General features: G+C 69.4%; 18 protein-coding genes and 3 pseudogenes. 6 read left to right on the forward strand and 15 right to left on the reverse strand.

Features of this window, described 5'->3' with window-relative positions:
• Window position 1: 1 nt before the first annotated feature.
• From ACFVT2_RS13425 to ACFVT2_RS13440, 4 genes are all read right to left on the reverse strand, one after another.
• On the reverse strand, window positions 2-1435 hold the full coding sequence (locus ACFVT2_RS13425) for a molybdopterin-dependent oxidoreductase (RefSeq protein WP_390016240.1): 1434 nt from the start codon (window positions 1433-1435) through the stop codon (window positions 2-4).
• A 470-nt stretch (window positions 1436-1905) separates the two neighbouring features.
• The gene (locus tag ACFVT2_RS13430) at window positions 1906-2310 is read right to left on the reverse strand and encodes an ester cyclase (protein ID WP_390016242.1); all 405 of its coding nucleotides are present in this window, start codon (window positions 2308-2310) and stop codon (window positions 1906-1908) included.
• Complete coding sequence (locus ACFVT2_RS13435) at window positions 2307-2978, reverse strand: hypothetical protein (RefSeq protein WP_390016245.1); 672 nt, start codon at window positions 2976-2978, stop codon at window positions 2307-2309. Before ACFVT2_RS13435 ends, ACFVT2_RS13430 begins: the two co-directional genes overlap by 4 nt.
• Window positions 2979-3339: 361 nt before the next feature.
• Window positions 3340-4437, reverse strand: coding sequence for an alkene reductase (locus ACFVT2_RS13440; RefSeq protein WP_390016248.1), 1098 nt, complete (start codon window positions 4435-4437; stop codon window positions 3340-3342).
• 120 nt (window positions 4438-4557) lie between these two features.
• Between ACFVT2_RS13440 and ACFVT2_RS13445 the strand changes: the two genes are divergently transcribed.
• The gene (locus ACFVT2_RS13445; protein ID WP_390016250.1) at window positions 4558-5163 is read left to right on the forward strand and encodes a TetR/AcrR family transcriptional regulator; all 606 of its coding nucleotides are present in this window, start codon (window positions 4558-4560) and stop codon (window positions 5161-5163) included.
• Between the two features lie 339 nt (window positions 5164-5502).
• Here ACFVT2_RS13445 and ACFVT2_RS13450 read toward each other — a convergent pair.
• The 7 genes and pseudogenes from ACFVT2_RS13450 to ACFVT2_RS13480 form a co-directional block, all read right to left on the reverse strand.
• Window positions 5503-6418: pseudogene (locus tag ACFVT2_RS13450) on the reverse strand (alpha/beta hydrolase); the annotation flags it as partial.
• Entirely contained in the window at window positions 6415-6933 is a 519-nt protein-coding gene (locus ACFVT2_RS13455; protein ID WP_390016253.1) for a cysteine hydrolase family protein, read from the reverse strand. The pseudogene ACFVT2_RS13450 and the gene ACFVT2_RS13455, both read right to left, overlap by 4 nt.
• 222 nt (window positions 6934-7155) lie before the next feature.
• Window positions 7156-8613 (reverse strand): dihydrolipoyl dehydrogenase family protein, encoded by a 1458-nt coding sequence (locus ACFVT2_RS13460; RefSeq protein WP_390016257.1) that lies wholly within the window; start codon window positions 8611-8613, stop codon window positions 7156-7158.
• A gap of 230 nt (window positions 8614-8843) precedes the next feature.
• Window positions 8844-9752, reverse strand: coding sequence for an SDR family NAD(P)-dependent oxidoreductase (locus ACFVT2_RS13465; protein ID WP_390016260.1), 909 nt, complete (start codon window positions 9750-9752; stop codon window positions 8844-8846).
• Between the two features lie 178 nt (window positions 9753-9930).
• On the reverse strand, window positions 9931-10161 hold the full coding sequence (locus ACFVT2_RS13470; RefSeq protein ID WP_390016263.1) for a hypothetical protein: 231 nt from the start codon (window positions 10159-10161) through the stop codon (window positions 9931-9933).
• A 93-nt stretch (window positions 10162-10254) separates the two neighbouring features.
• Window positions 10255-11451 (reverse strand): FAD-dependent monooxygenase, encoded by a 1197-nt coding sequence (locus tag ACFVT2_RS13475; protein ID WP_390016266.1) that lies wholly within the window; start codon window positions 11449-11451, stop codon window positions 10255-10257.
• A pseudogene (locus ACFVT2_RS13480) lies at window positions 11396-11731 on the reverse strand (FAD-dependent oxidoreductase); the annotation flags it as partial. The pseudogene ACFVT2_RS13480 and the gene ACFVT2_RS13475, both read right to left, overlap by 56 nt.
• 689 nt (window positions 11732-12420) lie before the next feature.
• Between ACFVT2_RS13480 and ACFVT2_RS13485 the strand changes: the two are divergent.
• A pseudogene (locus ACFVT2_RS13485) lies at window positions 12421-12639 on the forward strand (transposase); the annotation flags it as partial.
• 229 nt (window positions 12640-12868) lie between these two features.
• On the forward strand, window positions 12869-13744 hold the full coding sequence (locus ACFVT2_RS13490) for an LLM class F420-dependent oxidoreductase (protein WP_390016268.1): 876 nt from the start codon (window positions 12869-12871) through the stop codon (window positions 13742-13744).
• A gap of 81 nt (window positions 13745-13825) precedes the next feature.
• Here the strand turns inward: ACFVT2_RS13490 and ACFVT2_RS13495 are convergent, their stop codons facing one another.
• The 3 genes from ACFVT2_RS13495 to ACFVT2_RS13505 form a co-directional block, all read right to left on the reverse strand.
• The gene (locus ACFVT2_RS13495) at window positions 13826-14980 is read right to left on the reverse strand and encodes a Gfo/Idh/MocA family oxidoreductase (RefSeq protein ID WP_390016271.1); all 1155 of its coding nucleotides are present in this window, start codon (window positions 14978-14980) and stop codon (window positions 13826-13828) included.
• Window positions 14981-15348: 368 nt separating this feature from the next.
• Window positions 15349-15783, reverse strand: coding sequence for a nuclear transport factor 2 family protein (locus ACFVT2_RS13500; protein ID WP_390016273.1), 435 nt, complete (start codon window positions 15781-15783; stop codon window positions 15349-15351).
• Between the two features lie 8 nt (window positions 15784-15791).
• Window positions 15792-16640 carry an NmrA family NAD(P)-binding protein gene (locus ACFVT2_RS13505; protein WP_390016276.1) on the reverse strand — a complete coding sequence of 283 codons (849 nt, stop codon included), beginning with the start codon at window positions 16638-16640 and terminating at the stop codon, window positions 15792-15794.
• Between the two features lie 111 nt (window positions 16641-16751).
• On the opposite strand from ACFVT2_RS13505, the gene ACFVT2_RS13510 reads away from it, so the two are divergent.
• Both ACFVT2_RS13510 and ACFVT2_RS13515 read left to right on the forward strand, forming a co-directional pair.
• Window positions 16752-17696 (forward strand): AraC family transcriptional regulator, encoded by a 945-nt coding sequence (locus ACFVT2_RS13510; protein WP_390016278.1) that lies wholly within the window; start codon window positions 16752-16754, stop codon window positions 17694-17696.
• Between the two features lie 242 nt (window positions 17697-17938).
• On the forward strand, window positions 17939-18388 hold the full coding sequence (locus ACFVT2_RS13515) for a nitroreductase family deazaflavin-dependent oxidoreductase (RefSeq protein ID WP_390016281.1): 450 nt from the start codon (window positions 17939-17941) through the stop codon (window positions 18386-18388).
• A gap of 327 nt (window positions 18389-18715) precedes the next feature.
• Here the strand turns inward: ACFVT2_RS13515 and ACFVT2_RS13520 are convergent, their stop codons facing one another.
• Entirely contained in the window at window positions 18716-19171 is a 456-nt protein-coding gene (locus ACFVT2_RS13520) for an ATP-binding protein (protein WP_390016284.1), read from the reverse strand.
• Window positions 19172-19317: 146 nt separating this feature from the next.
• Between ACFVT2_RS13520 and ACFVT2_RS13525 the strand changes: the two genes are divergently transcribed.
• The gene (locus tag ACFVT2_RS13525) at window positions 19318-19800 is read left to right on the forward strand and encodes a MarR family winged helix-turn-helix transcriptional regulator (protein ID WP_390016287.1); all 483 of its coding nucleotides are present in this window, start codon (window positions 19318-19320) and stop codon (window positions 19798-19800) included.
• Window positions 19801-19809 lie beyond the last annotated feature (9 nt).

Raw genomic sequence — 19809 nt, forward strand, 5'->3', positions numbered from 1 at the left:
GTCAGGTCCTGAAGGTGAGCCGGTGCACCCACTTGGTGTTGTTCACGCCGGGGTTGGCCGGGACGATGACGCGGGCCGGGAAGCCGTGGTCGAGCGAGAGGTCCGCGCCGTTGACACGCAGGGCGAGTAGCGATCGAGGGTCGTGGATCTGGTTGCCCCTCAGTACCACCGAGCTGTAGGGGCCGGGTGGTTGGACGGATTGCACCAGGACGCTCCCGGCGTCGGGGAGGCCCGCCAGGGCGGCGAGGTCGGCCAGCCGAAGGCCGCTCCACTGCTGGTTGGGGGTGGACCATCCTTCCACGCAGGCGATCGGCAGTGCGGCGGCATGCTGGGGCATCGCGAGGAGTTGTGCGCGGGTGAGGACGAGCGTCGGACCGGGGCCGTGGATCTCCAGCCGCCAGGCGGGGCCGACGTGCGCGGGGGTGACGCCGACGGAAGCTGCCGTCTTGTTGATCTGGAAGCCGTTCGGGCCGCTGCCCGGAGTACGGTTGTGCGGCGCGAGAAGGGCGGTGCCGCGCAGCCAGCCGCCGATGCTCTGTCCTGCGGTGACCACGAGGAGGAGCAGCGATCCGCCCCCCACCATGGCGAGCGCGCCGCGCCGGGTCATCGTCGGCGGTGCGGGAGCGGTCGGGACCAGGCCGTCGGGGTCGGGGGGCTCGGGCCGGGTGTGGGCGAGGTCCGTGCGCAGTTCCGCGGCCAGGCTGCGGGAGCGCAGGGCGCGGGTCATCCGGCCGAGTCTGAGGCTCACATGGACGACGAAGGCGGCGATGAACACCCAGGCGCCGTAGAAGTGCAGGGTGTAGAAGGAGCCGGGAAAGACGTAGAAGAGCTGAATGTTGGTGATGCCGGTGACGAATTCGAAGATCACCCCGCCGACCAGCAGGAGCAGGGACAACCGCTCCAGTGCGTGAGCGACGGAGCGGACCGGCAGCCACTCGAACAGCTTCGGGATCACTGACCACAACTTGGCCAGCAGTACGGGCAAGAGGACCACGCCGAGCGTCACGTGCACGCCCTGGGTCAACCGGTACAGCCAGTAAGGATGAGTGGGCCAGGCAAAGAGGTAGAAGCCCAACAGGCCCTTGCCCGGTGTCTGGTCGTTGATGCGGTCGAGTCCCGGGTTGTAGGCGGCGTAGGAGAGCATCCCGGTGACGAAGATCAGTGGAATGCCGATCAGCAGCACCAGGCCGAACACGGACGTCAGCCAGGGCCCGCGGAGGGGACTGCGCCAGAAGCCGGGACGGAACGGCCCCGGGGGCGGAGGAGTCTGCTCGACCCGCCGCACGAGGGCCCGGGCACGAGCGGCCCCCGTGGCGCCCCACGCCGCCACGGCAGCGCGAACGCGCACGAAACGCCTCTGCGCATGCCCCTCGTCCGATCTCGGGCCCTGCGGCCCGCCCGAGCCCGGGGCCGGCGGCCGTCCGCCACTGCCCATCGGCTGCCTCCTCTGTCCCGGGCCGACTCTCGAAAGGGGTGGATCGAACGCCACCGCGCTATCGGTGCCCATGAAGTCGTCGGCTACAAACTGGCACAGATCGGGTCGGCTTTCCGTATCTGGCGTGCATGCGGGTGTCCGTCGCCCGACCGCACCACCCACCGGATCTCGTACACCAACATCAGGTTGACTCGGACCGGAGGTTGGAGCTGGGCCAGGACGTACATGAGCTACCTGTCCAGCTGTCGCGTCGTCTATCAGTCGCTCGCCGCCGCGTACCGGGAGCCGGCGCCGGGGGTGCTCTCCCCCGCCAGGTGCGGGTGCCGGAGCACGACCTCGTGGGTGGCTAGGACCGCAGGCAGCACGTGCTCAGTGCCCACCGAGTCGCTGCCGAGGCGGCGTGCCCTGCTCGTAGGTCTCCCTTCTGACCCACCAAGCGGGCCGCTCTTGCGGCAGGCGGCCACTGGACTTCAGCGTTCCTCTGGGAAGGCGTCGCCGTACATCGGCAGGCCGCTCGCGGACTGCTCCCGTGAGACTTCGTCCTCGATCACGTCCCAGTGCTCCATCAGAATGGCGTCCTCGACGCGGAGGAAGTCGACGGCGATCCACGGGGCGGGTTGGCCGTGTCCCGTGAAGCGCCCGCGCACCATGACCATGTCCCCTTCCGCCATGATCAGCTCCCACTCATGCTTCAGCTCGGCCGGGAGGCTTTTGACCAGGTTGAACAGGCCGTCGCGGCCGGGAGGGATGTGGGCGCTGTGTTGGATGTAGTCGGGGGACCAGAAGCGTTCTGCGGCGGGGTAGTCCCGCTGGTTGAACAGGGTGTCGAACGCCTCGCGGACAAGGGCCTTGTTCTGGTCTTCGGTGGTGCTCATGGTTGGTCACCTGCTTTTCGATGCTGGGAGGGTCGGCAGGGAGGCCGGGGTGCTGGTGGGTGCCAGGCCCAGCGTGGCGGGCGTTGTTGGGGGCACCACTGCGGGTTGGTGAAGTGCAGCACGAGGCGCCCGCGCACACCGGCAGCGGCGGGGCGCTCGTGTGGGTCGCCGTCGCGGGAGGCCGGCGGCGGGTCACCGACACGGAGGGGCAGTTCGCCGTTCTCCGCCTGGCGGGCGCTCCAGTCGAGTAGGGCGGTGTCGGTGGCGGCGCCCTGACATCGTCGCACGACCTGGTCGGCGCCCAGGTCCCGCGCTGACTTGTGTCCCGCGTCGGAAGGGTAGGCCAGCACGATGCTTCTTCTGTTGGCCTTCGCCAGTTCGACCGCGTAGCCGCCGACTGCTCCTGCGGCCCACGACGACGGGCGTCGCGCCGGGGCCCAGCGCGAGTGTGTCGAGGGACAGCCGTGCGGTGACGGCGTTGAGCAGCAGGGTGGCGGCTTCGGGCCCTGCGGGGCCGGCACCATCGATGCCTGATGGTGGACCAGTTGCTCGGCGCAGGTGCCGTCGTACGGACCGAGCGCGACAACGTAGCCGATGACGCGGTCTCCCACGACCAGGCGCCCGTCGGCGTCCGGTCCGAGCTGGTCCACCCCGCCAGCGACGCCCATGCCGGGCACGTACGGGACAAGGCGCGCTGCGAGTTGACCACTCGCCCTCCGGCGCGGAAGGTGAGGTGTGTGGGGTTGACCCCGGCTGCGTACCTCCCTGTGTCCGGGCTCGGGATCGGGCAGGTCGAACGCCTCGAGGACCTCGGGCCCGCCGAACTGCGTCAGTCCGATCGCCTTCATGACCTTGCGCACTCCTCTTCTCCCGGCAAGTCGTGTCGCGCTGCGGGCTGTGCATGGTGAGCCAGCCGGTGCGGCAGCCGCGTCAGGCGTTCGCGCCCGGAGCAGGCCGGCCATGGAGGTGTTCGACTCGGTTGATCAGGACGGTGTTCCCGGTGAGATTCATCAGGTGCCCCTTGGGGTTTCAGACAGCGGCCAGGGCCGGGTAGTCGGTGTAGCCGCGGGCGCCGGAGGCGTAGACCGTGGTCCAGTCGACGTCGGCAAGCGGGGCTCCGGTGGCGAGCCGGGCGGGCAGGTCCGGGTTGGCGATGAACGGGCGGCCGAAGGCCACCACGTCGGCGAGCCCCGCTTCGACCAGGTGGGCGGCCCGTTCCGCGTCCAGTTCGACGTTCGCGATGAGCGTGCCGTCGAACAGCGGCCGGATGTGGGCGAACATGCCGTCGCTGCCCAGTCCGTCGAGCGGGGTCGCGGTCAGGTCGTGCGTGGCGCCCATCACCAGCAGGTGTGACAGGCCGTTCAGGCGGGAGATGACGTACTCGGCGGATGGCAGGGTCTCGTCGTTGGCCTCGAAGGGGCCGGTCTCGTGCATCGGGCCGAGCTTGACACCGGTCCGTTCCGGGCCGACCGCCGTGGCCACCGCGTCGGCGATCTCCAGGGTCAGCCGGGCCCGGTTCTCGATGGAACCTCCGTAGGCGTCGGTGCGCTGGTTGGTGGCCTTGTTGAGAAACTGGGCCGGTAGGTAGAGGAAGTTGGCGAGGATCTGGACGCCGTCGAACCCCGCGGCGAGGGCGTTGCGGGCGGCGGTGGCGTAGTCGGCGATGGTCTGACGGATCTCCGCCGTCGTCATCGCGCACGGCGTGACCGTGGGCTTGCGGCCGCTCGGGGTGACGCTTCGCTGCTGCGGGTTGATCGCGGAGGCCGACAGCGGGAGCGCTCCCCCGCGCAGGTCGGGGTGGGAGAGGGCTCCGGTGTGCCAGAGCTGGGCGATCATCCGGCCGCCGGCGGAGTGGACGGCCTCGGTCACCTGCTGCCAGCCACGGATCTGCTCGGGGCTCCACAGGCCGGGGGTGTCGGCCCAGCCGAAGCCGTCCGGGCTGATCGCGGTCGCCTCGCCGACGATGAGGCCGGCGGATGCCCGCTGGGCGTAGTACTCGGCCTGCAGTGCGGTCGGCACGTGGCCGGGGTTGTCGGCGCGCATGCGGGTCAGCGGTGCCATCGCGATGCGGTTGGGCAGTTCCAGGTCGCCCATCCGGACCGGTGTGAACAGCGGCGCGACGTTCATGGTGTGCTCCCCTCACTCATTCACAATGTTGCTCGACATTGTTTTATGCCCGATCCGTGGCCATGTCAATGTCAAGCGACATCGTGTACGGTGAATGAGTCGGAAGGAGAGGTGCCAGGCATGGGTGTGTCGCGACAAAAGGCAGCACAGAACCACGAGGCGATCGTGGCCGCGGCCGAGACCCTGTTCCGCCAGCGCGGAACGGAAGCCGTCGGCCTGGTGGAGCTGATGGCGACGGCCGGGATGACCCGGGGCGGCTTCTACAACCACTTCGCTTCCAAGGGAGCGTTGGTGGACGAGGTGATCGCCAAGGCCATGACGAATGCGCTGGCCAACCTCGGTACGGCCCTGGACGCGTCCCGCGAGGGTGGGGACGACCCCGTGGACGCCCAGATCGACTGGTACCTGTCACCCGAGCACCGCGCCGACGTCGACCACGGCTGCCCCAACGCGGGCTTCCTCGGCGACGCCCCCCGCCTCGACGACGCAGCCCGCGCCCGCTACACCACCGGCCTGACCGCCAACCTGCACCGCTTCAGCCAGGCCGTCCAGGACGCCACCGGCCTGGACGAAGAAGAAGCCTGGTCACGCGCCCTCGCCCTCTTCAGCCAGATGGCCGGCGCGCTCCTGCTGTCCCGCGCGGTCGCCTCCACCGACCCGGAACTGTCCGACCAGGTGCTGACCGCCGCCCGCCAGGACCTCCACGCACGCGCCCACCACAGCTGAGACCGAGCCGTCGGCACGCAAGCCGTCAACAGCCACGGCATCCTCCGGCGGATGCCGCTGGGGCTGTGCTCGACCTCGTCTTCGCCGAGCACGTCGATCCGGCCTCGTACGGCGAGTCGGCCCGCTCGGGCCAGGCACTGGACGAGGCCCGGCCGACCGTGAGGTCAGGACCCGTCCCAGGCCCGGGAGGACGTGCGGTAGTTCCGCGAGTCGCACCTTCGCCGCCACCGCCCGCGCGCCAACTGCCCAGCGTTGTTGTGCTCTACCGGTGCCGGCAGGCCCCGCACCCGCTTCCGCATGCGCGGTCGGTACCTCAGCGCGCGCAGTGAGCCACCCCCACGAATCGAGCCCACCGGTGAAGAACCCGGCGAGTTTGTCCACTACAGCGCCGACGTAGGGCTCCTTGTCGTAGAGGTCGACATGGCTCGCGCCCTCGACCCAGAAGATCTCCTTGGGGCCCACCGCGCGCTGCAACGCCTCGATGCTCATCCACGAGGTCACCGCACGGGTCCCCGCGACCAGCAACAGCGGACGCTGCCCCATGAGTGGCAACTGGGCGAAGGCATCGAAGGCGGCCATCTTGTCGACGCTGATCCAGTCGAAGAACGACGCCGAGCGCGGGTGCTGGGCGCGCGGGGTGCGGTAGTACGCGAAGCCCTCGGCGCCGTGCTCACCGCCCAGCGCACGGCCTGCTCGACCGATTCGGGGAAGAGGACGAGGGCCGGCGGCTCCTCTCCACGAGCCGTGCCGGTGCGGGCGTTCGCCGCCGCGTCCAGCAGGTTCTGGAACACCGCCGGTCCTGTGTGCCGTCGGCACCGAGACGGAACTGGCGGGCGATGTCCACCGCGCTCACCGTCGCGACGGCCTTGATGCGGTGGTCGCCGCCTGCGGCGGGCAGGACGTAGCCGCCACTGGCGCGGATGCCGAGGGCGCCGATGCGGTCGGCGTCCACCTCGGGGCGGGTGGAGAGGTGCGACACGGCGGCCTTGAGGTCCTCGATGCGCTGGGCCGGGTCTTCAAGGCCGCGTGGCGTCCCGGCGCTCTCGCCCTGGTAGGCCGCGTCGAAGGCGAGGGTGACGAACCCCTGCCCGGCGAGTCGGCACGCGTAGAGCCCGGCCGTCTGCTCCTTGACCCCGCTGCCGGGGTGGCCGACGACGATCGCCGGGCGAGGGCCGGCGGAGGCGGCCAGCGGGGTGTAGAGGTGGCCGGCCAGGGTGATGCCGGCACTGTCGAACGTCACGTCGGTTCTCATCACGGGGAGTTCCCTTGCACTGTCGGAGTGAGCACCCGGTGCACCTCGGCGTCGGCATCGAGACAGGCGTCTGCCAGTACGGTGAGGCGGAAGTCCAGGTCGGAGGCTTGACGCAGGGTGGACAGGACGACGCCGCTGGTGGCGATGCCGGTGAGGACCAGCCCGTCGATCTCGCGGGCGCGCAAGAGCAGGTCGAGGTCGCTGCCCACGAAGGCGCTGACACGCGTCCTGGTCACGACGAGATCGGCGGGCCGCGGCGCGATGTCCCGGTGGATCTCGGCGCCCGGGTCCTCGTCGGTGAACCAGATGCCGTCGCCGAGCCCACGGAGCATCTTGTTGCGCGCGCTGACCTCAGGGTGCCCGGCGCGGAATCGGACGACCACGTAGATCACCGGCATCTCCGCGGCGCGCGCCGCCTCGATCGCACCGCGCAGGCGTGCCAGATATCCGGCCCCCTCGCCGAAGCGGTCCACGATGCCCCGCTGGACGTCCATCACGAGGAGGGCGTTGTGCGCCATTCTTTCCGTCCTCTCATCGCGTCGGCCGGTCCGGCTTCCTGACCGGCGGTAAGCGACGTTCCTGCGCGCGCTCGGCCGCCGCTCGGCCGTGGCGCGTTTGTTTGTACGCGTCCGCGGGCGTCCTCTGGCGTGCGGCGCTCGTTGGGCTCGCGGATCTGAGCCGCCTTCAGGTGTCGCTTCACTACGACGACAGGTCCACAGCTCCTTCTGGTGAGGAGCGGCTCAGTCGCGGTCGCGTTGGCAGGCGGCGAGCAGGAAGAGCCAGATCTCGCTGACGGTCGGGAAGCAGGCGATCGCGTGCCGGAGCCGCTTGAGCGGGATCTCGCCGACGACGGCGACGGTCGCCGAGTGCAGTAGTTCGCTGACCCCGGGGCCGACGAAGGTCACCCCGAGCAGGACGTCCCGGTCGAGGTCGACGACCATCCGCGCGTGGCCCCGGTAGTTGTCGGCGTGGAGGTTGGCGCCTTGGGCGGCGTTGAAGTCGAGGTCCACGGCCTTGATGCGGTGGCCGGCCTGGGCTGCCTGCTCGGCAGTCATGCCCACGGCAGCCGCTTCGGGGTCGGTGAAGAAGACCTGGGGCACGGCGTGCTGGTCGGCGGTGGTGGCGTGGTCTCCCCACGGGCCGTCGTCCAGCGGCAGGCCCGCGGCGCGGGCGCCGATGGCGTCTCCGGCGGTCCGCGCCTGGTACTTGCCCTGGTGGGTGAGCAGGGCCCGGTGGTTGACGTCGCCGACGGCGTACAGCCAGGCGCCGTCGCCCCCGCGGACCAGGCAGGTGGTGTCCACGTCCAGCCACGTGCCGGGGGTGAGGCCAACCGTGTCAAGGCCGATGTCGTCGGTGCTGGGGGTGCGGCCGGTGGCGAACATGACCTCGTCGGCCTGCAGTTCGCTGCCGTCGTCGAGGGTGAGGGTGACGGGCCCGGTGGGGTCCGGGCGGCGCACGGCGGTGACCTGGGTGCCGATCCGCACGTCCGCGCCGGCCTCGGTGAGGCTGCGCTCGACGAGCTCGCCCGCGAAGGGCTCCATGCGCGGGATCAGGCGACGGCGGGCGAGCAGGGTGATCTGGGCGCCCAGGCCCTGCCAGAGGGTGGCCATCTCGACGGCGACCCCGCCGCCCCCGACGATGGCTAGCCGGGCAGGGACGGTGCTGGAGTCGGTGCCGTGCCGGTTCGTCCAGGGCCGGGCCTCCTGGATGCCGGGGATGTCGGGTAGGAACGGCCGGCTGCCGGTGGCGATCGCCACCGCGTGGCGAGCGGTGAGCGTGTGGCGTGTGCCGTTGTCCCTGGTGACTGTGACCCGGCGGGGACCGTCGATGCGGCCGTGGCCGCGGTGGAGGTCCACGCCGATGGACTTGACCCACTCGGCCTGCCCGGTGTCGTCCCAGTCGGTGACGTAGTGGTCCCGGCGGGCGAAGACCCCATTGGTGTCCGGTCTGCCGGTGACGGCCTGCCGGGCACCATCCACGCGGCGGGCGTCGGCCACCGCGATGACCGGCCGCAGCAGGGCCTTGCTGGGGACGCAGGCCCAGTAGGAGCATTCGCCACCGACCAGCTCACGTTCCACGACGGCCACGGTGAGGCCGGCGGCGCGGGCGCGGTCGGCGACGTTCTGGCCGACGGGACCCGCGCCGAGCACGATCACGTCGTAGGTGCTGTTCCCCTGGCTCTCGCGTACTTCGCTCATTGCTCCCTCGCATTCGATCGGGCTCACGGTGGCTGTGTCAGTTTCTGAGGGAGCAGTTTCGTCGTGACTTCGGGAGTCGTTTCTCGGTGAGCGGCGTGATCAATGTCAGTGACTTTTGATGCCGCTCATGTGCTGCGGGGCCGTCCGCTTGGGCACGACGAGAACCGGAACATCCCGTCAAGCGGGCGCCGCGCCGCCAAGGCCGACGCGGCTTGCGCCGACCTCGCGATTCACGGGTTCGGGAACAGGGGCTCGCCCGCCATGAGGCCGCCGTCGACAGTGAGGATGTGCCCGGTGACGTAGCTCGCCTTGCCGGAACCCAGGTACTGGACGGCCTCGGCGATCTCCTCCGGGGTACCCGCCCGGTGCATGGGCAGCACCGCATCGACCGCGTCACGCGCCGTGTCGTCGCCGGTGAACCGCTCGTACATAGCGGTCCGGGTGAAGCCGGGCGCGACCGCGTTGACCCGGATACCGTGAGCGGCGCCTTCGAGCGCGGCCGCCTTGGTGATGCCGGCGACGGCGTGCTTGCTGCCGACGTACAAGGTCGCCCCGGGGTAACCCATCAGGCCAAAGACGGAGCTGACGTTGACGATGCTGCCGCCGCTCTGTTCCCTCATGACCCGGAACTCGTGCTTCAGGCACAGCAGCGTTCCCTTGACGTTGGTATCGAAGGTGGCCTGGTAAGCCTCGTCGGTAACCTCGGTGACAGGGCCGGGTGTTCCCTCCGTGCCGGCGTTGTTGAAGGCGACATCGATCCGCCCGAACCGCGCGACCGCACGGTCGACGAGGTCCCTCACATCGGCGTCGAAGCGGACGTCGGCACGCACGAACTCCGCCGGGGCACCGAGGTCGGCAAGCTCGCTGGCAAGCTGCTCACCCACGTCCTCGTGGCGGCCGGAGACGACAAGGTTCGCGCCGTGACGGGCGTAAGCGAAGGCGGTGGCGCGGCCGATACCGGTGAGCGCGCCCGTGATGAGGACGACGGGATCAGACACGTAGCGGTCCTTCCTGCAATCACACAGGTGAATGACGGGCAAGCGGTTCGGAACCCGCTCGACACCGGTTTTCTCTGCGGGCCGGGGCGTATCCCCCGGCCCGCCCGCAAGGAAGGTGTCCCAGCCGCACGACAGCCGCATCGGACCCGACCGCCGCATCCATCGAACAGCGGCACTCGATGACCCGTATGACCCACGGACGGTAGCCGGGGCAGACGGCCCGAAAGCGGTCACGCGGGCGGGAGGCGAACGCCGCCAGCCCGCGCAGTCACATCGAAACGACTCCCGCGGTCGCTTACAAAGCCAACCCTTGCCGTACCTAAAGGCGGTGCCGGCCCGTGGTGGAACGTGGCACGCCCTGCGCCCGCAGGCCGCTCGCGAGCGCGTTCGGGAGCGCCCCGGCCGGACCGGCGATCACGAGCGAGAACGGCAGCCCGATCGACAGGGCGGTGCCGGAGTTCTGGAACGCAGGGCGCATGCCCGAGGCGACGCCGAGCCGCTCGGGCGCCACGCTGCCCGTCATCTCCCAGGTGTTGGGCGCGGAGAACATGCCCTGACCAGTCCGCTCAGCACCAGGGAACTGCGGAAACAGGAGCTGGGACGGCGGCGGACAGTGGTGATGGGTTCGCCGTTGTGGTCCGACTCATCGCGTCGCCCCGCCGGGCAGGTAGGAGGCTAGGTTGGCCAGCACGGCGTGCGGATCGGTCGAAACCCCGTGGGCGGCCAAGTAGCCATCCGGACGGATGAGGAGGGGCGTCTCCAGCCCGTCGACGAACTGGAAGCTCAGCGGACCGATTCGGCTGCTCTCGGTCGGTTTGGTGGAGGGGTTCGGCAGGGCCAGGGTCCAGTCGAGACCTGCGGCCGGGACGAGCGTAGGGGAGAGACGTTGCCCGACGTGGTAGGTACCGTCGGCCGGTTCGGTCGCACAGCTGATGTCGAGCTGGGACAACCGCCTCGCCAGCCAGTCGGTGATACCAGGTGCCTTGGCCGCTGCGGCGACGATGTCGTTGCGCCGCTGGCACAGTTCCGGATCGCGAATCGTGGCCAGCGAAGTGATCTGGCTAGTGAAGGCGACCAGACCCGAAGCCACGGGATGGCGCTCGCCGTGGTATGTCTCCAGGAGACCCTCAGGGGCGAGCCCGGTGAGCACGGTATGGAGCTTCCAAGCCAAGTTGCCGGCGTCCTGAATCCCGGTGTTCATGCCCTGGCCGCCGCCCGGGCTGTGGGTGTGTGCAGCGTCCCCCAGGAGGAAGACCGGGCCGTCCGAGAGCCTCTCGGCCACGCGTTCCTGCACGTGGTAAGTGGATGCCGTGATGACCTCGACAACCTTCGGCCCACCTTGCCGCGGGCCGCGGGTGGCCAGCAGCGTCTCGGCCTCTTCGGCGGTGGGCGCCTTCGAACCGGGAGGAACGGACACAACCACCCGGTGCTGGCCCTCGGCCAGAGGGGACGTCAGCAGCATTCCCTCGGAAGAGAAGAAGAAAGTGGTGTCCTCCAGAAGCGCGGAAGCTGAACCCGACTCGAGGCGGACATCCGCCAATGCGAACAGCTGCTCTCGTGCCGTGCCTGGGAAGTCGATCCCTGCCGTGGAGCGCACCCTGCTGTGCACGCCGTCGGCTCCGACCAAGTAGCGGGCGTACACGGCACGCACCGAGCCGTCGGGCGCGGCGACGGCGGCGGTCACACCGGGAAAGTCGGGGCTGAAGGTGATGAGTTTGTGGCGGCGGTGGACCATGCCGCCCAGCTCGGTCAGGCGGCGATTGAGATGTTTCCTCGGTGGTCTGTTGGGAGACCAGCAGCAGCATCGGGAACGGGGTGTCCAGGTTGTCGTAGGACCCACGGAGCAGAGTGCGCGCGCCGTCGTGCACGCTGAAGTGGTGGCCTCGAATTCCTGCGGCCACCAGGCTGTCGGTAACACCCATGCGGTCGAGGTACTCCAAAGCACGGGGCTGAACGAAGGCGGCTTTGGCGCCGGGCTGGACCGAATCGGCACGTTCGATGAGCACGTGATCCACGCCGAGCTGGGTAAGACTGACGGCCAGCGTGAGCCCGGCGGGGCCTGCGCCGACGATCAGGACATCGGTCTGCGTGGGCAGTGCGGTCGTGCGCGTGGAGGCCATGACGTCGTCCTCCTTCGTTGGTTTGGTAGTCCGCCGAGCCGCTCGTCAGATGCCCGGTCCCCTCCCTGACAGTCTCGCGTCAGACGCCCCGAGCCGATCGGTTGCTCTGGCCGGGTACGACAGGCGAAGAGGATGATCTCAAGCGGACTGCCAGAAACGCCTACGGTGAGGAAGCGTCCTTCAGGGCCTGGGTAGTCGACGCGCTCCTCCAGACCGAGCTGTTCCGAATGAACCTCAGCGCGCGGCCTGGATCGGTGACATAGAGCGTCACGTACATGACGTTTGCCAGCATCGTTTGTCCCTTCCATCTGTCGGTCTGACGACCTTCATGCCAGGGTGCCGATCGACCTCGGAGTCCGAGTCGACTCTCGGCTACAACGGGTGTGTCGGTGGCCACTTCACTGACGGACACCGACGGGAGAATGCGACGGGCAGAGGGAAGAGCTTTGCGGAGTACTGGTTGTCGGCGTCGGCTGAGTTCAGCCGACGCCGAGACTGGTCCCACCCGAAGGCGGTTGCTGACCGGCCGCTGGGATCGTTGGCCGAGGCCGATGACGCCATCCATCCGTGACAGCCATGTCGTTTGAGAGGGCGGTATACGAGTTGATAGGCGATTCGTCGTCATCTGAACGTGTGGGACTGCGGCATCCAAGCCGGTCCGTGGACTCGGGCTTGCTGGGCTGGACACCGTGAGCGAGCTCAAGCCCTACAAGACCGACCTGTCCGACGGGCAGTGGGCGCTGATCGAGCCGGTGATCGCCGCGCGGAAGGCCGCACACGCCTCGGTCAGCGGCCACCAGGGCCGCTACGAGATGCGGGAGATCGTCGACGCGCTCCTCTATCAAGGCCGCACCGGCTGCCAGTGGGACCTGCTTCCGCACGCCCTGCCGCCGCGGAAATCCGCCTTCGCCAGCAGGAGCTGGTCGAGGCCCTGATCGGCACTTTCTGTACGCCAACTACTCACATCCGGACACGCACGAGCCCGCCACCACAGTGGCGGGCTCGTGCGTGTCCGACGTCTTATGGGCCGTTCGACCAACTGAGGGAACGGCGGGAATCGACCGGGACGCCCTCCGGTCGGCAGTGGCTGGAGACGTGATGATCACGGCACAGCCCACCACCCGGAGGGAACACCCGATGAGCGACACCACAGTCCCCCTGAAGCAGCGAGTCGGCCGGTACGGCGCCTGGAGCGTCGAACTGCGCTCGGAGGACCCGGCCCGGCGCGGCGAACTGGACGAGGCCGCGGCCGAGCTGGAGGAACTCGGGTACGGCGCCATCTGGCTCGGCAACAACAGCACCGCCGACCACGCCACCCCGCTGATCGGGGCGACGCGCCGCATCGTCGTCGGCACCAGCGTCCTGAACATCTGGCAGCAGGAGGCCGCCACGACCGCGGCCGGCTTCGCCGAGGTGGAATCGGCACACCCCGGCCGCTACCTGGTGGGGCTCGGCGTGAGCCACGGCCCGTTGGTGAAGGACTACAGCCGCCCGTACGCGGCGATGACCGGCTACCTCGACGAGCTGGACGAGGCCGGCGTCGCCGCCGACAGCAGGGTGCTGGCTGCGCTGGGCCCGAAGATGCTGAAGCTGTCCGGCGAGCGGGCGGCCGGCGCCATCCCCTACCTGGTCACGCCCGAACACACCGCCCAGGCCCGCGAGATCCTCGGCGAGGGCCCGCTGCTCGCCCCGGAGCTGAAGGTGGTTCTGGAGACCGACCCGGCCCGGGCCCGCGCGCTGGCCCGCGACGCCCTCGCCATGTACCTCACCCTGCCGAACTACACCAACAACTTCCTGCGGCACGGTTTCACCGAGGCCGACCTGGCCGATGGCGGCAGCGACCGCCTGATCGACGCGGTCTTCGCCTGGGGCGACGAGGACCGCATCCGCGACCGCATCGACACCTTCCATCAGGCAGGCGGGGACCACGTGGCCCTCCAGGTGCTCACCGGCACCCACAGGGACAAGCTCCCGAGAGAGGAATGGCGCAGGCTCGCTTCTCTATTGGGATAACGGCCTCGGGGAACACCGGAACCGTGGTCATCCTCGCCGAGGGCGAAACGGTCGAGCTCCCGACCTGGCTCACTTCGGGGCCTACGAGCCTTGCTCTGCGAGTGTGACCTTCCGGCCCGCGCGCGCCGCCTCTCGGATCCGCTCCAGCACGCGGTGTCGCCGGACGGCGTGCCGGAAGTCGGGAACGCCGTCCTCATCTGGCGCAAGGTTCCCGGTGATCTGGTCGCGCAGAAGCGCGTACTCGTGGGCGACGTTGCAGGCGGGCTCGGCGCATCGCTCGGTCCATTGCGTCAGCGACCGCTGATAGCGGGCGGGAACCGGTAGCTCGGCCAACGTGCCGTCCTCTCCCCGGGCTCCGTTGAGCCGCAGCCCCCCGTACCACCACTGAGCCTGGTCGGCCTTGACGACGAGATCGCCGTCCGTGCCGTTGATCTCCCAGTGAAACGCGGTGGCGCGTGACGTCCCACCGCGGATGTGCATTGCGGCTACGGCCCCCGACTCCAGCACCCCGGTGACGGCGATCTGGTCCTCTGCGGTCTTGGCCGCGACCGCCCCGCTGGTGACGTGGGTGACCTCCGGGCGCAGGTTTTCGATGAGAGCCGACACCTCGCGGAACTCCCCGAGCACCATGGTCAGCGCGTCGACCGAGTGCCCGAAGGGGATCGACAGCAGCGTGGCGCCGCTCGTGACGTCCAGCACGTACGCATAGTTGTCGTCGTAGGTGGCGCCCCCGATCCAGCCCGACCCGAGCATGCTGGTCGACAGCACCCGCCCCACGTAGCCGTCGGCGACCAGGTCCCGCAGATACCGAAGCGGCGGAGCCGACCGGGCCTGCAGGCCGACAGCCGTGAGCACGCCCCGCCGATGCGCGAGGTCGGCCAGTTCCTCGGCCTGCGCGAGGTCGGCACCAAGCGGCCACTCGCTGAACACCGTCTTTCCCGCTTCCAGCGCGGGTCGGATGAGCTCCAGGTGATGAGGAACCTTCACTGTCACCACCACGAGATCGACTTCCTCACTGCGGGCCAGCTCCTCCGCGCTGCCGAAGGTCAGCGGCACCGCATACTTCTCGCCGGCCGCACGCGCCGACTCGGCGCTGCTGGCGCTCAGCGCCCGCAACTCGTATCCGTCGAGCCCGGCCAACGCCGGCACATGGGCGGTGGCCGCCCAACCCCCGCTCGCACTCAGCCCCACGACACCGACACGAATCAGCTCTCCACGAGGGGAAGTGGACGTCATGTGCACCCCAGTGTTCGCGACCGCCTGCTCTCTCACTTCGAAACGGCCAATCGCCGTGGAGGACACGGTCCGAGCATCACGTTCAGCTACATGCCGATGGGGTCGCCGTTCGTTCACGGCACCTCAAGACCTCCGTGAGTTCACGGAAACTGAAGGTTCTTCAGCACGAACCCGAGGGTGTGTGGCTTTGTACACGGGTTGGGTTGCGACAGCAGATGTTCAGCACTTCGGGAGGCGTCCGGATCACGTCGTGTTCGATGTTCACGAGAATGAACAGCAGCCCGACTGACCGCCCTGTTCGCCGGGTCCGTACCGGATCCGGCGAACAGCGGAACGCCTCTGGTCGTCGCCAGGTTCGGGGTCCCTGTCTAGCGATGCTCGGCTGGCCACCCGACGGCCTGGAAGACGGCGACGGGGTCGAGGTAGTCCCGCCAGTGCGTCACCTGACGATTCTTGATGGTGATCACGGAGACGAAGTGGTTGTCGTAGGCGCGTCCGGTGTGGGCCACCTTCCCGTGCACGGCGTACTCCAGCACGACGACGGACGTTGCGGGGTCGTGGTGGACGGCGAGTTCATCCGCGCTGTGCAGGACCATGGTGTCGCCGTAGCCGCGGTACAGGTCGGCGACGGCCTGGCGACCTTCGACCCTGCCCGGGTAGCCGGGGACGGAGACCACGTACTCGACGACCACATCCTCGGCCAGGATGTCGAAGAAGTGCTCGCCGTCGACCAGGCCCGCCAAGCCCTCCTGGATGATGCGGAAGAACGGGTCCAGCGCCGCGAAGTCGGTGATGTCGTCCATGGGCCCGGTCACCGGCCCCCGGTCCAGGCGTGGGCGTTGCGCCGGGCGAAGTCGAGGAAGGCGGTCGGGGGCCGGCCGGTGACCTTCGCGACGTCGTCGTTGGGGGTGGAGCCGTTGCCGGAAATGATGGCACCGGTCAGCCAGCGCAGCATCACCGCGTAGTCGGCGGGGACGAGGCCGGCGGCGATGGCGCCGCCGATCCATGCCTCAGGGTCGAGGTCGTGGTGCGCGACGGTCCGACCGGTCACGGCGGTGATGGCATCGGCGACCTCGGTGAACGTGAGGGCCTGCGGGCCGGTGGGCGAGTACCGGGCGCCGGCGTGGGCGGCGGGGTCGAGCAGCGTCTCGGCGGCGACGGCGGCGATGTCGTCCGCGTCCACGAACGCTTCGGCGCCGCCGCCGGTGGGGACCGTGATCGCCCCGTCGATGACCGGCAGGTGGGCGTCGGCGAAGTTCTGCATCACCCAGCCGGGCCGCAGAACGGAGTGGGTGATGCCGCCGCGGGCGGCGAGATCGGCCTCGACGGCCCTGATGTCGACCTGAGGCGGTGCCTGGTCGGCGCCGTAGGTGCTGAGGAAGGTGACGTGGCGAACGCCCGCCGTTTCGGCGAGGTCGAGGAAGGCAGCCACCTGGTCGGCGTAGGTGACGCGCAGGACGGGGGTGACGAGGTAGAGCCGGTTCACCCCGTCCAGGGAGCCCGGGTGGGTGACCGGGTCGTCCCAGTCAAAGCGCACGTCGGCGCCGTGGCGCGCCGCGGTGCGGGCGTCCAGGCCGCGTTCGGTGAGCTTCTTCGCCAGAAGGGAGCCGGTGCGGCCGGTGCCGCCGAGGATGAGAGCGGTCTGCGGTGATCCAGTCATGGATCTATCGTGAGAGTGTCAAGGGAGCGGATCAATGCGTGGATCGCTCTATCTTTTACGTCAAACGATCGCCTCGTTGCCGGACACGGTCGCTTTGCCGATACTGGTCGGGTGGACATACTGCAGGATCACCTGGCGCGGGCGCGCGCCGGCGGCGCGGTCTTCGCCCGCACGGTCGCCGAGCCGCCGTGGGGGCTGCGGCTGGCCGGCTCGATCCAGCTGGCCGTGCACACAGTGGTCCGCGGCCGCGGCTGGCTGTGGCTCACCGACCCGGGCCGTGCGGTGGAACTCATGCCCGGCGAGGTGACGCTGGTGCGCGGCGGACCAGACCACTGCATCGGGCACGAGCCGGGCACCGACTGCCTCGAACCGGAGGAGTTCCGGGCCCGGCACGCCCACGACGCGCAGGCCGACAACCCCCGGGCGACCGTGTTCCTCTGCGGCGCCTACCGGTTCACCGGCGACATCGGCAGCGGACTGCTCGAGGCCCTGCCTCAGGTCCTGACCCTGCAAGCGGCGGTCGGCGACCCACTGCGCGACGTGATCGCACTGCTCTCCCACGAACTGGCCCACCCCGAACCGGGCCAGCCCACCGTGCTCGACCGGCTCCTCGACGTCCTCCTCGTCCTTGCCATCCGCAGCGACTTCCGCCGCAGCCCCACCGCCCCCCGCTGGTACCGGGCTCTGGCCGACCCTCGCCTGAGCGCCGCACTGCAGGCCATCCACGAAGACGCCGGCCGCGACTGGTCGGTCCCCGAACTCGCCGCGATCAGCGGCCTGTCACGCGCCGCCTTCGCCCGCACCTTCCGTGACGCGCTCGGCCAGACCCCCATCCAGTACCTGACCGACTGGCGCATGGCCCTCGCCCGCGACCACCTGCGCACCGGCGAACTCGGCATCGCGACCATCGCCCGCACGATCGGCTACAGCTCCCCCTACGCGTTCGCGGCCGCCTTCCGCCGCCACCACGGCGAACCCCCCGGAGCCTGGCGGCAACGGGAGTCGCTGCGCGAGCAGACGGTCTCCGCCGACGGCGCCCACACCCACGCACATTGACCCCGACCGGGATCTTCCCGGCTGGGAACTCCGCGGGTCGACATGCCGAGACGGGACCGCTGCCCCGGGTGCTGGCCAAAGCCGCGAACTGTTCGACTCGGCCTTGCTCCAAACCGTCTCCCGAACCGGTGAGCAATCGCTGTCGCTTCCCGCGAACAGAGCCACCCGTCCGGAATGCCTGATACATGCACCGGCGTTAGAGCACGTTGCGAGAACATTTCTACGACGAGGGGACGGATGTCATGCCTCTCGAGGGCGAGTATGAACCCGGCACGACGCAGTGGGTGCGCGAGCAAGTGGAGGTGTACGAGAGCTCCGGCGGCACAAGGGGGACGACGCTGTGGGACACGGGGTGGCCCGTGGTGGTGATGACCACCCGGGGCGCCAAGAGCGGAAAGATCCGCAAGGCGCCGGTGATGCGCGTCGAGGACGACGGGCGTTATGCGGTGGTCGGTTCGTTGGGCGGATCCCCCAAGCATCCGCTGTGGTACTTCAACGTCAAGGCCGATCCGCACGTCGAACTCCAGGACGGCCCCGTAAAGCAGGACATGACAGCCCATGAGGCTACCGGCGAGGAGAGGGTCGAGTGGTGGCAGCGCGCGGTCGCTGTCTTTCCGAGATACGCCGAGATGCAGAAGAAGACCTCGCGGCAGTTCCCAGTGTTCGTCCTGGAACCTGTCGTCGGGCAGTGAGCCCAGGGCGTCTCGGGGCCGTTGGAGGACATCCGACGATGGCCAACGTGGATAGCCGTCAACACCTCGACGGCAGTTCAGCGCGTTAAATCAAAACGGAGGCTGCAGGCCAGAAGGTGATCTCCGCGCTTCTTCGGCTACTGAGCGCCCCTCAAGGCGGCTTGGCACCGTCCATTGAGACGCCGCCGACCGCGTGGGCAGGAGGGCTTTGAACTGGCTCGCCAGTGCCTGCCGGGTGGTCGAGGTGCGGGCGTACCTGATTCTCACTGGCCGCTCCGTACGGGACGTGGGGCGATCGCGAGCGCCGGGCTCTGCCGCGCGGTCGGGTCAGGGCATGCTGGTGACGTCGGCCCAGTGGACAGCGCGTCCGGGTTCCTCGCGGTCGCCGTGCGCGGCGGTGAGGTGCTCGACAATCTTCAGTCCGCGGCCGTGCTCGTCGGGGGTGCCGCTGGCTGCCCAGTCGCCCTCCGTGGTGGCAGGGCCTCCGTCAAACACCTCGATGTGCACTCGCTGGGTGCCCGGGTCGCGGCTCAGTCCGAAGTGCAGTGGGGGCCGGGCATGCTCCACGGCGTTGGTGACGAGTTCGGAGACGGTCAGAAGGACCGAGTCGGCCGCGTCCTCGGCGATGCTCCACTGAGTGAGGAGTTCTTTGGTGATCTTGCGGGCTTCTCCGGCGGCTTCCGGGCGGTGCGCCAGAGTCCATGTGCCGACGGATGCCGACGGACTGCGAGCAGGACCCTGCCGTGGAGGTGCCTCTGGGGCGTAGGTGCAGGTCACGGTCATCACCTTCCTCCGACGCCGCCGTGGCGCCTTGGTTGTGACCAGAACCTCTAACAGGTCTACGACATTTATATCACCCACCTATATAGATTGTCTATATAGAGGTGGAATATAGACATCCTATATAGAAGGGTGATATAGGTATGGGTATGGATGAGACACCTGAAGAGGGTCACCAGGAGGTGGCGGCGGCGCTGAACGAGCTGGCCATCGGGATGGTCAGGCACCTTCTGTCGGAGCGGCAGAGCATGAGTCTGACCACCGCCGCGGCGCTCAGCCGGCTGGAGCAGGAAGGTCCGATCCGGCTGACCGCGCTGGCGGCGGCGGAGGGCATCGCGCAACCGTCGATGACCGCTCTGGTGCAGCGGCTGGAAGCCCAGGGCCTGGCCACTCGCGTGGGCCATCCCGAGGACGGGCGGGTCCGCCTGGTTGCCATCACGGAAGCCGGGCGAGAGCTGATGACCGAGCGCCGGCGCGCGCAGTGTGCCCGGGTGGCCGACATGCTGGCCGCGTTGCCCGAGCGGGACGTGCGGGCGCTGGGCGAGGCTATGCGCACGGCCCTGCCCATCGTGCGGCGGATGGTCCAAGCCGCCTCGCAACCAGGTGCTTCCGGCGGCGAATCGCGCTCCTGAGCCTCCTGG

Origin of the sequence: Streptomyces sp. NPDC058000 (genome assembly GCF_042886435.1) — a bacterium.
GTDB lineage: Bacteria > Actinomycetota > Actinomycetes > Streptomycetales > Streptomycetaceae > Streptomyces.

Bases quoted from the DNA above. Each gene is read 5' to 3' on its own strand.
- ACFVT2_RS13460 (WP_390016257.1), bottom strand. From the start codon at position 8,613: ATGAGCGAAGTACGCGAGAGCCAGGGGAACAGCACCTACGACGTGATC.
- ACFVT2_RS13495 (WP_390016271.1), bottom strand. From the start codon at position 14,980: ATGACGTCCACTTCCCCTCGTGGAGAGCTGATTCGTGTCGGTGTCGTG.
- ACFVT2_RS13435 (WP_390016245.1), bottom strand. From the start codon at position 2,978: ATGGGCGTCGCTGGCGGGGTGGACCAGCTCGGACCGGACGCCGACGGG.
- ACFVT2_RS13490 (WP_390016268.1), top strand. From the start codon at position 12,869: ATGAGCGACACCACAGTCCCCCTGAAGCAGCGAGTCGGCCGGTACGGC.
- ACFVT2_RS13525 (WP_390016287.1), top strand. From the start codon at position 19,318: ATGGATGAGACACCTGAAGAGGGTCACCAGGAGGTGGCGGCGGCGCTG.
- ACFVT2_RS13500 (WP_390016273.1), bottom strand. From the start codon at position 15,783: ATGGACGACATCACCGACTTCGCGGCGCTGGACCCGTTCTTCCGCATC.
- ACFVT2_RS13445 (WP_390016250.1), top strand. From the start codon at position 4,558: ATGGGTGTGTCGCGACAAAAGGCAGCACAGAACCACGAGGCGATCGTG.
- ACFVT2_RS13515 (WP_390016281.1), top strand. From the start codon at position 17,939: ATGCCTCTCGAGGGCGAGTATGAACCCGGCACGACGCAGTGGGTGCGC.
- ACFVT2_RS13440 (WP_390016248.1), bottom strand. From the start codon at position 4,437: ATGAACGTCGCGCCGCTGTTCACACCGGTCCGGATGGGCGACCTGGAA.
- ACFVT2_RS13505 (WP_390016276.1), bottom strand. From the start codon at position 16,640: ATGACTGGATCACCGCAGACCGCTCTCATCCTCGGCGGCACCGGCCGC.
- ACFVT2_RS13455 (WP_390016253.1), bottom strand. From the start codon at position 6,933: ATGGCGCACAACGCCCTCCTCGTGATGGACGTCCAGCGGGGCATCGTG.
- ACFVT2_RS13520 (WP_390016284.1), bottom strand. From the start codon at position 19,171: ATGACCGTGACCTGCACCTACGCCCCAGAGGCACCTCCACGGCAGGGT.
- ACFVT2_RS13470 (WP_390016263.1), bottom strand. From the start codon at position 10,161: ATGTTCTCCGCGCCCAACACCTGGGAGATGACGGGCAGCGTGGCGCCC.
- ACFVT2_RS13465 (WP_390016260.1), bottom strand. From the start codon at position 9,752: ATGCGGCTGTCGTGCGGCTGGGACACCTTCCTTGCGGGCGGGCCGGGG.
- ACFVT2_RS13425 (WP_390016240.1), bottom strand. From the start codon at position 1,435: ATGGGCAGTGGCGGACGGCCGCCGGCCCCGGGCTCGGGCGGGCCGCAG.
- ACFVT2_RS13430 (WP_390016242.1), bottom strand. From the start codon at position 2,310: ATGAGCACCACCGAAGACCAGAACAAGGCCCTTGTCCGCGAGGCGTTC.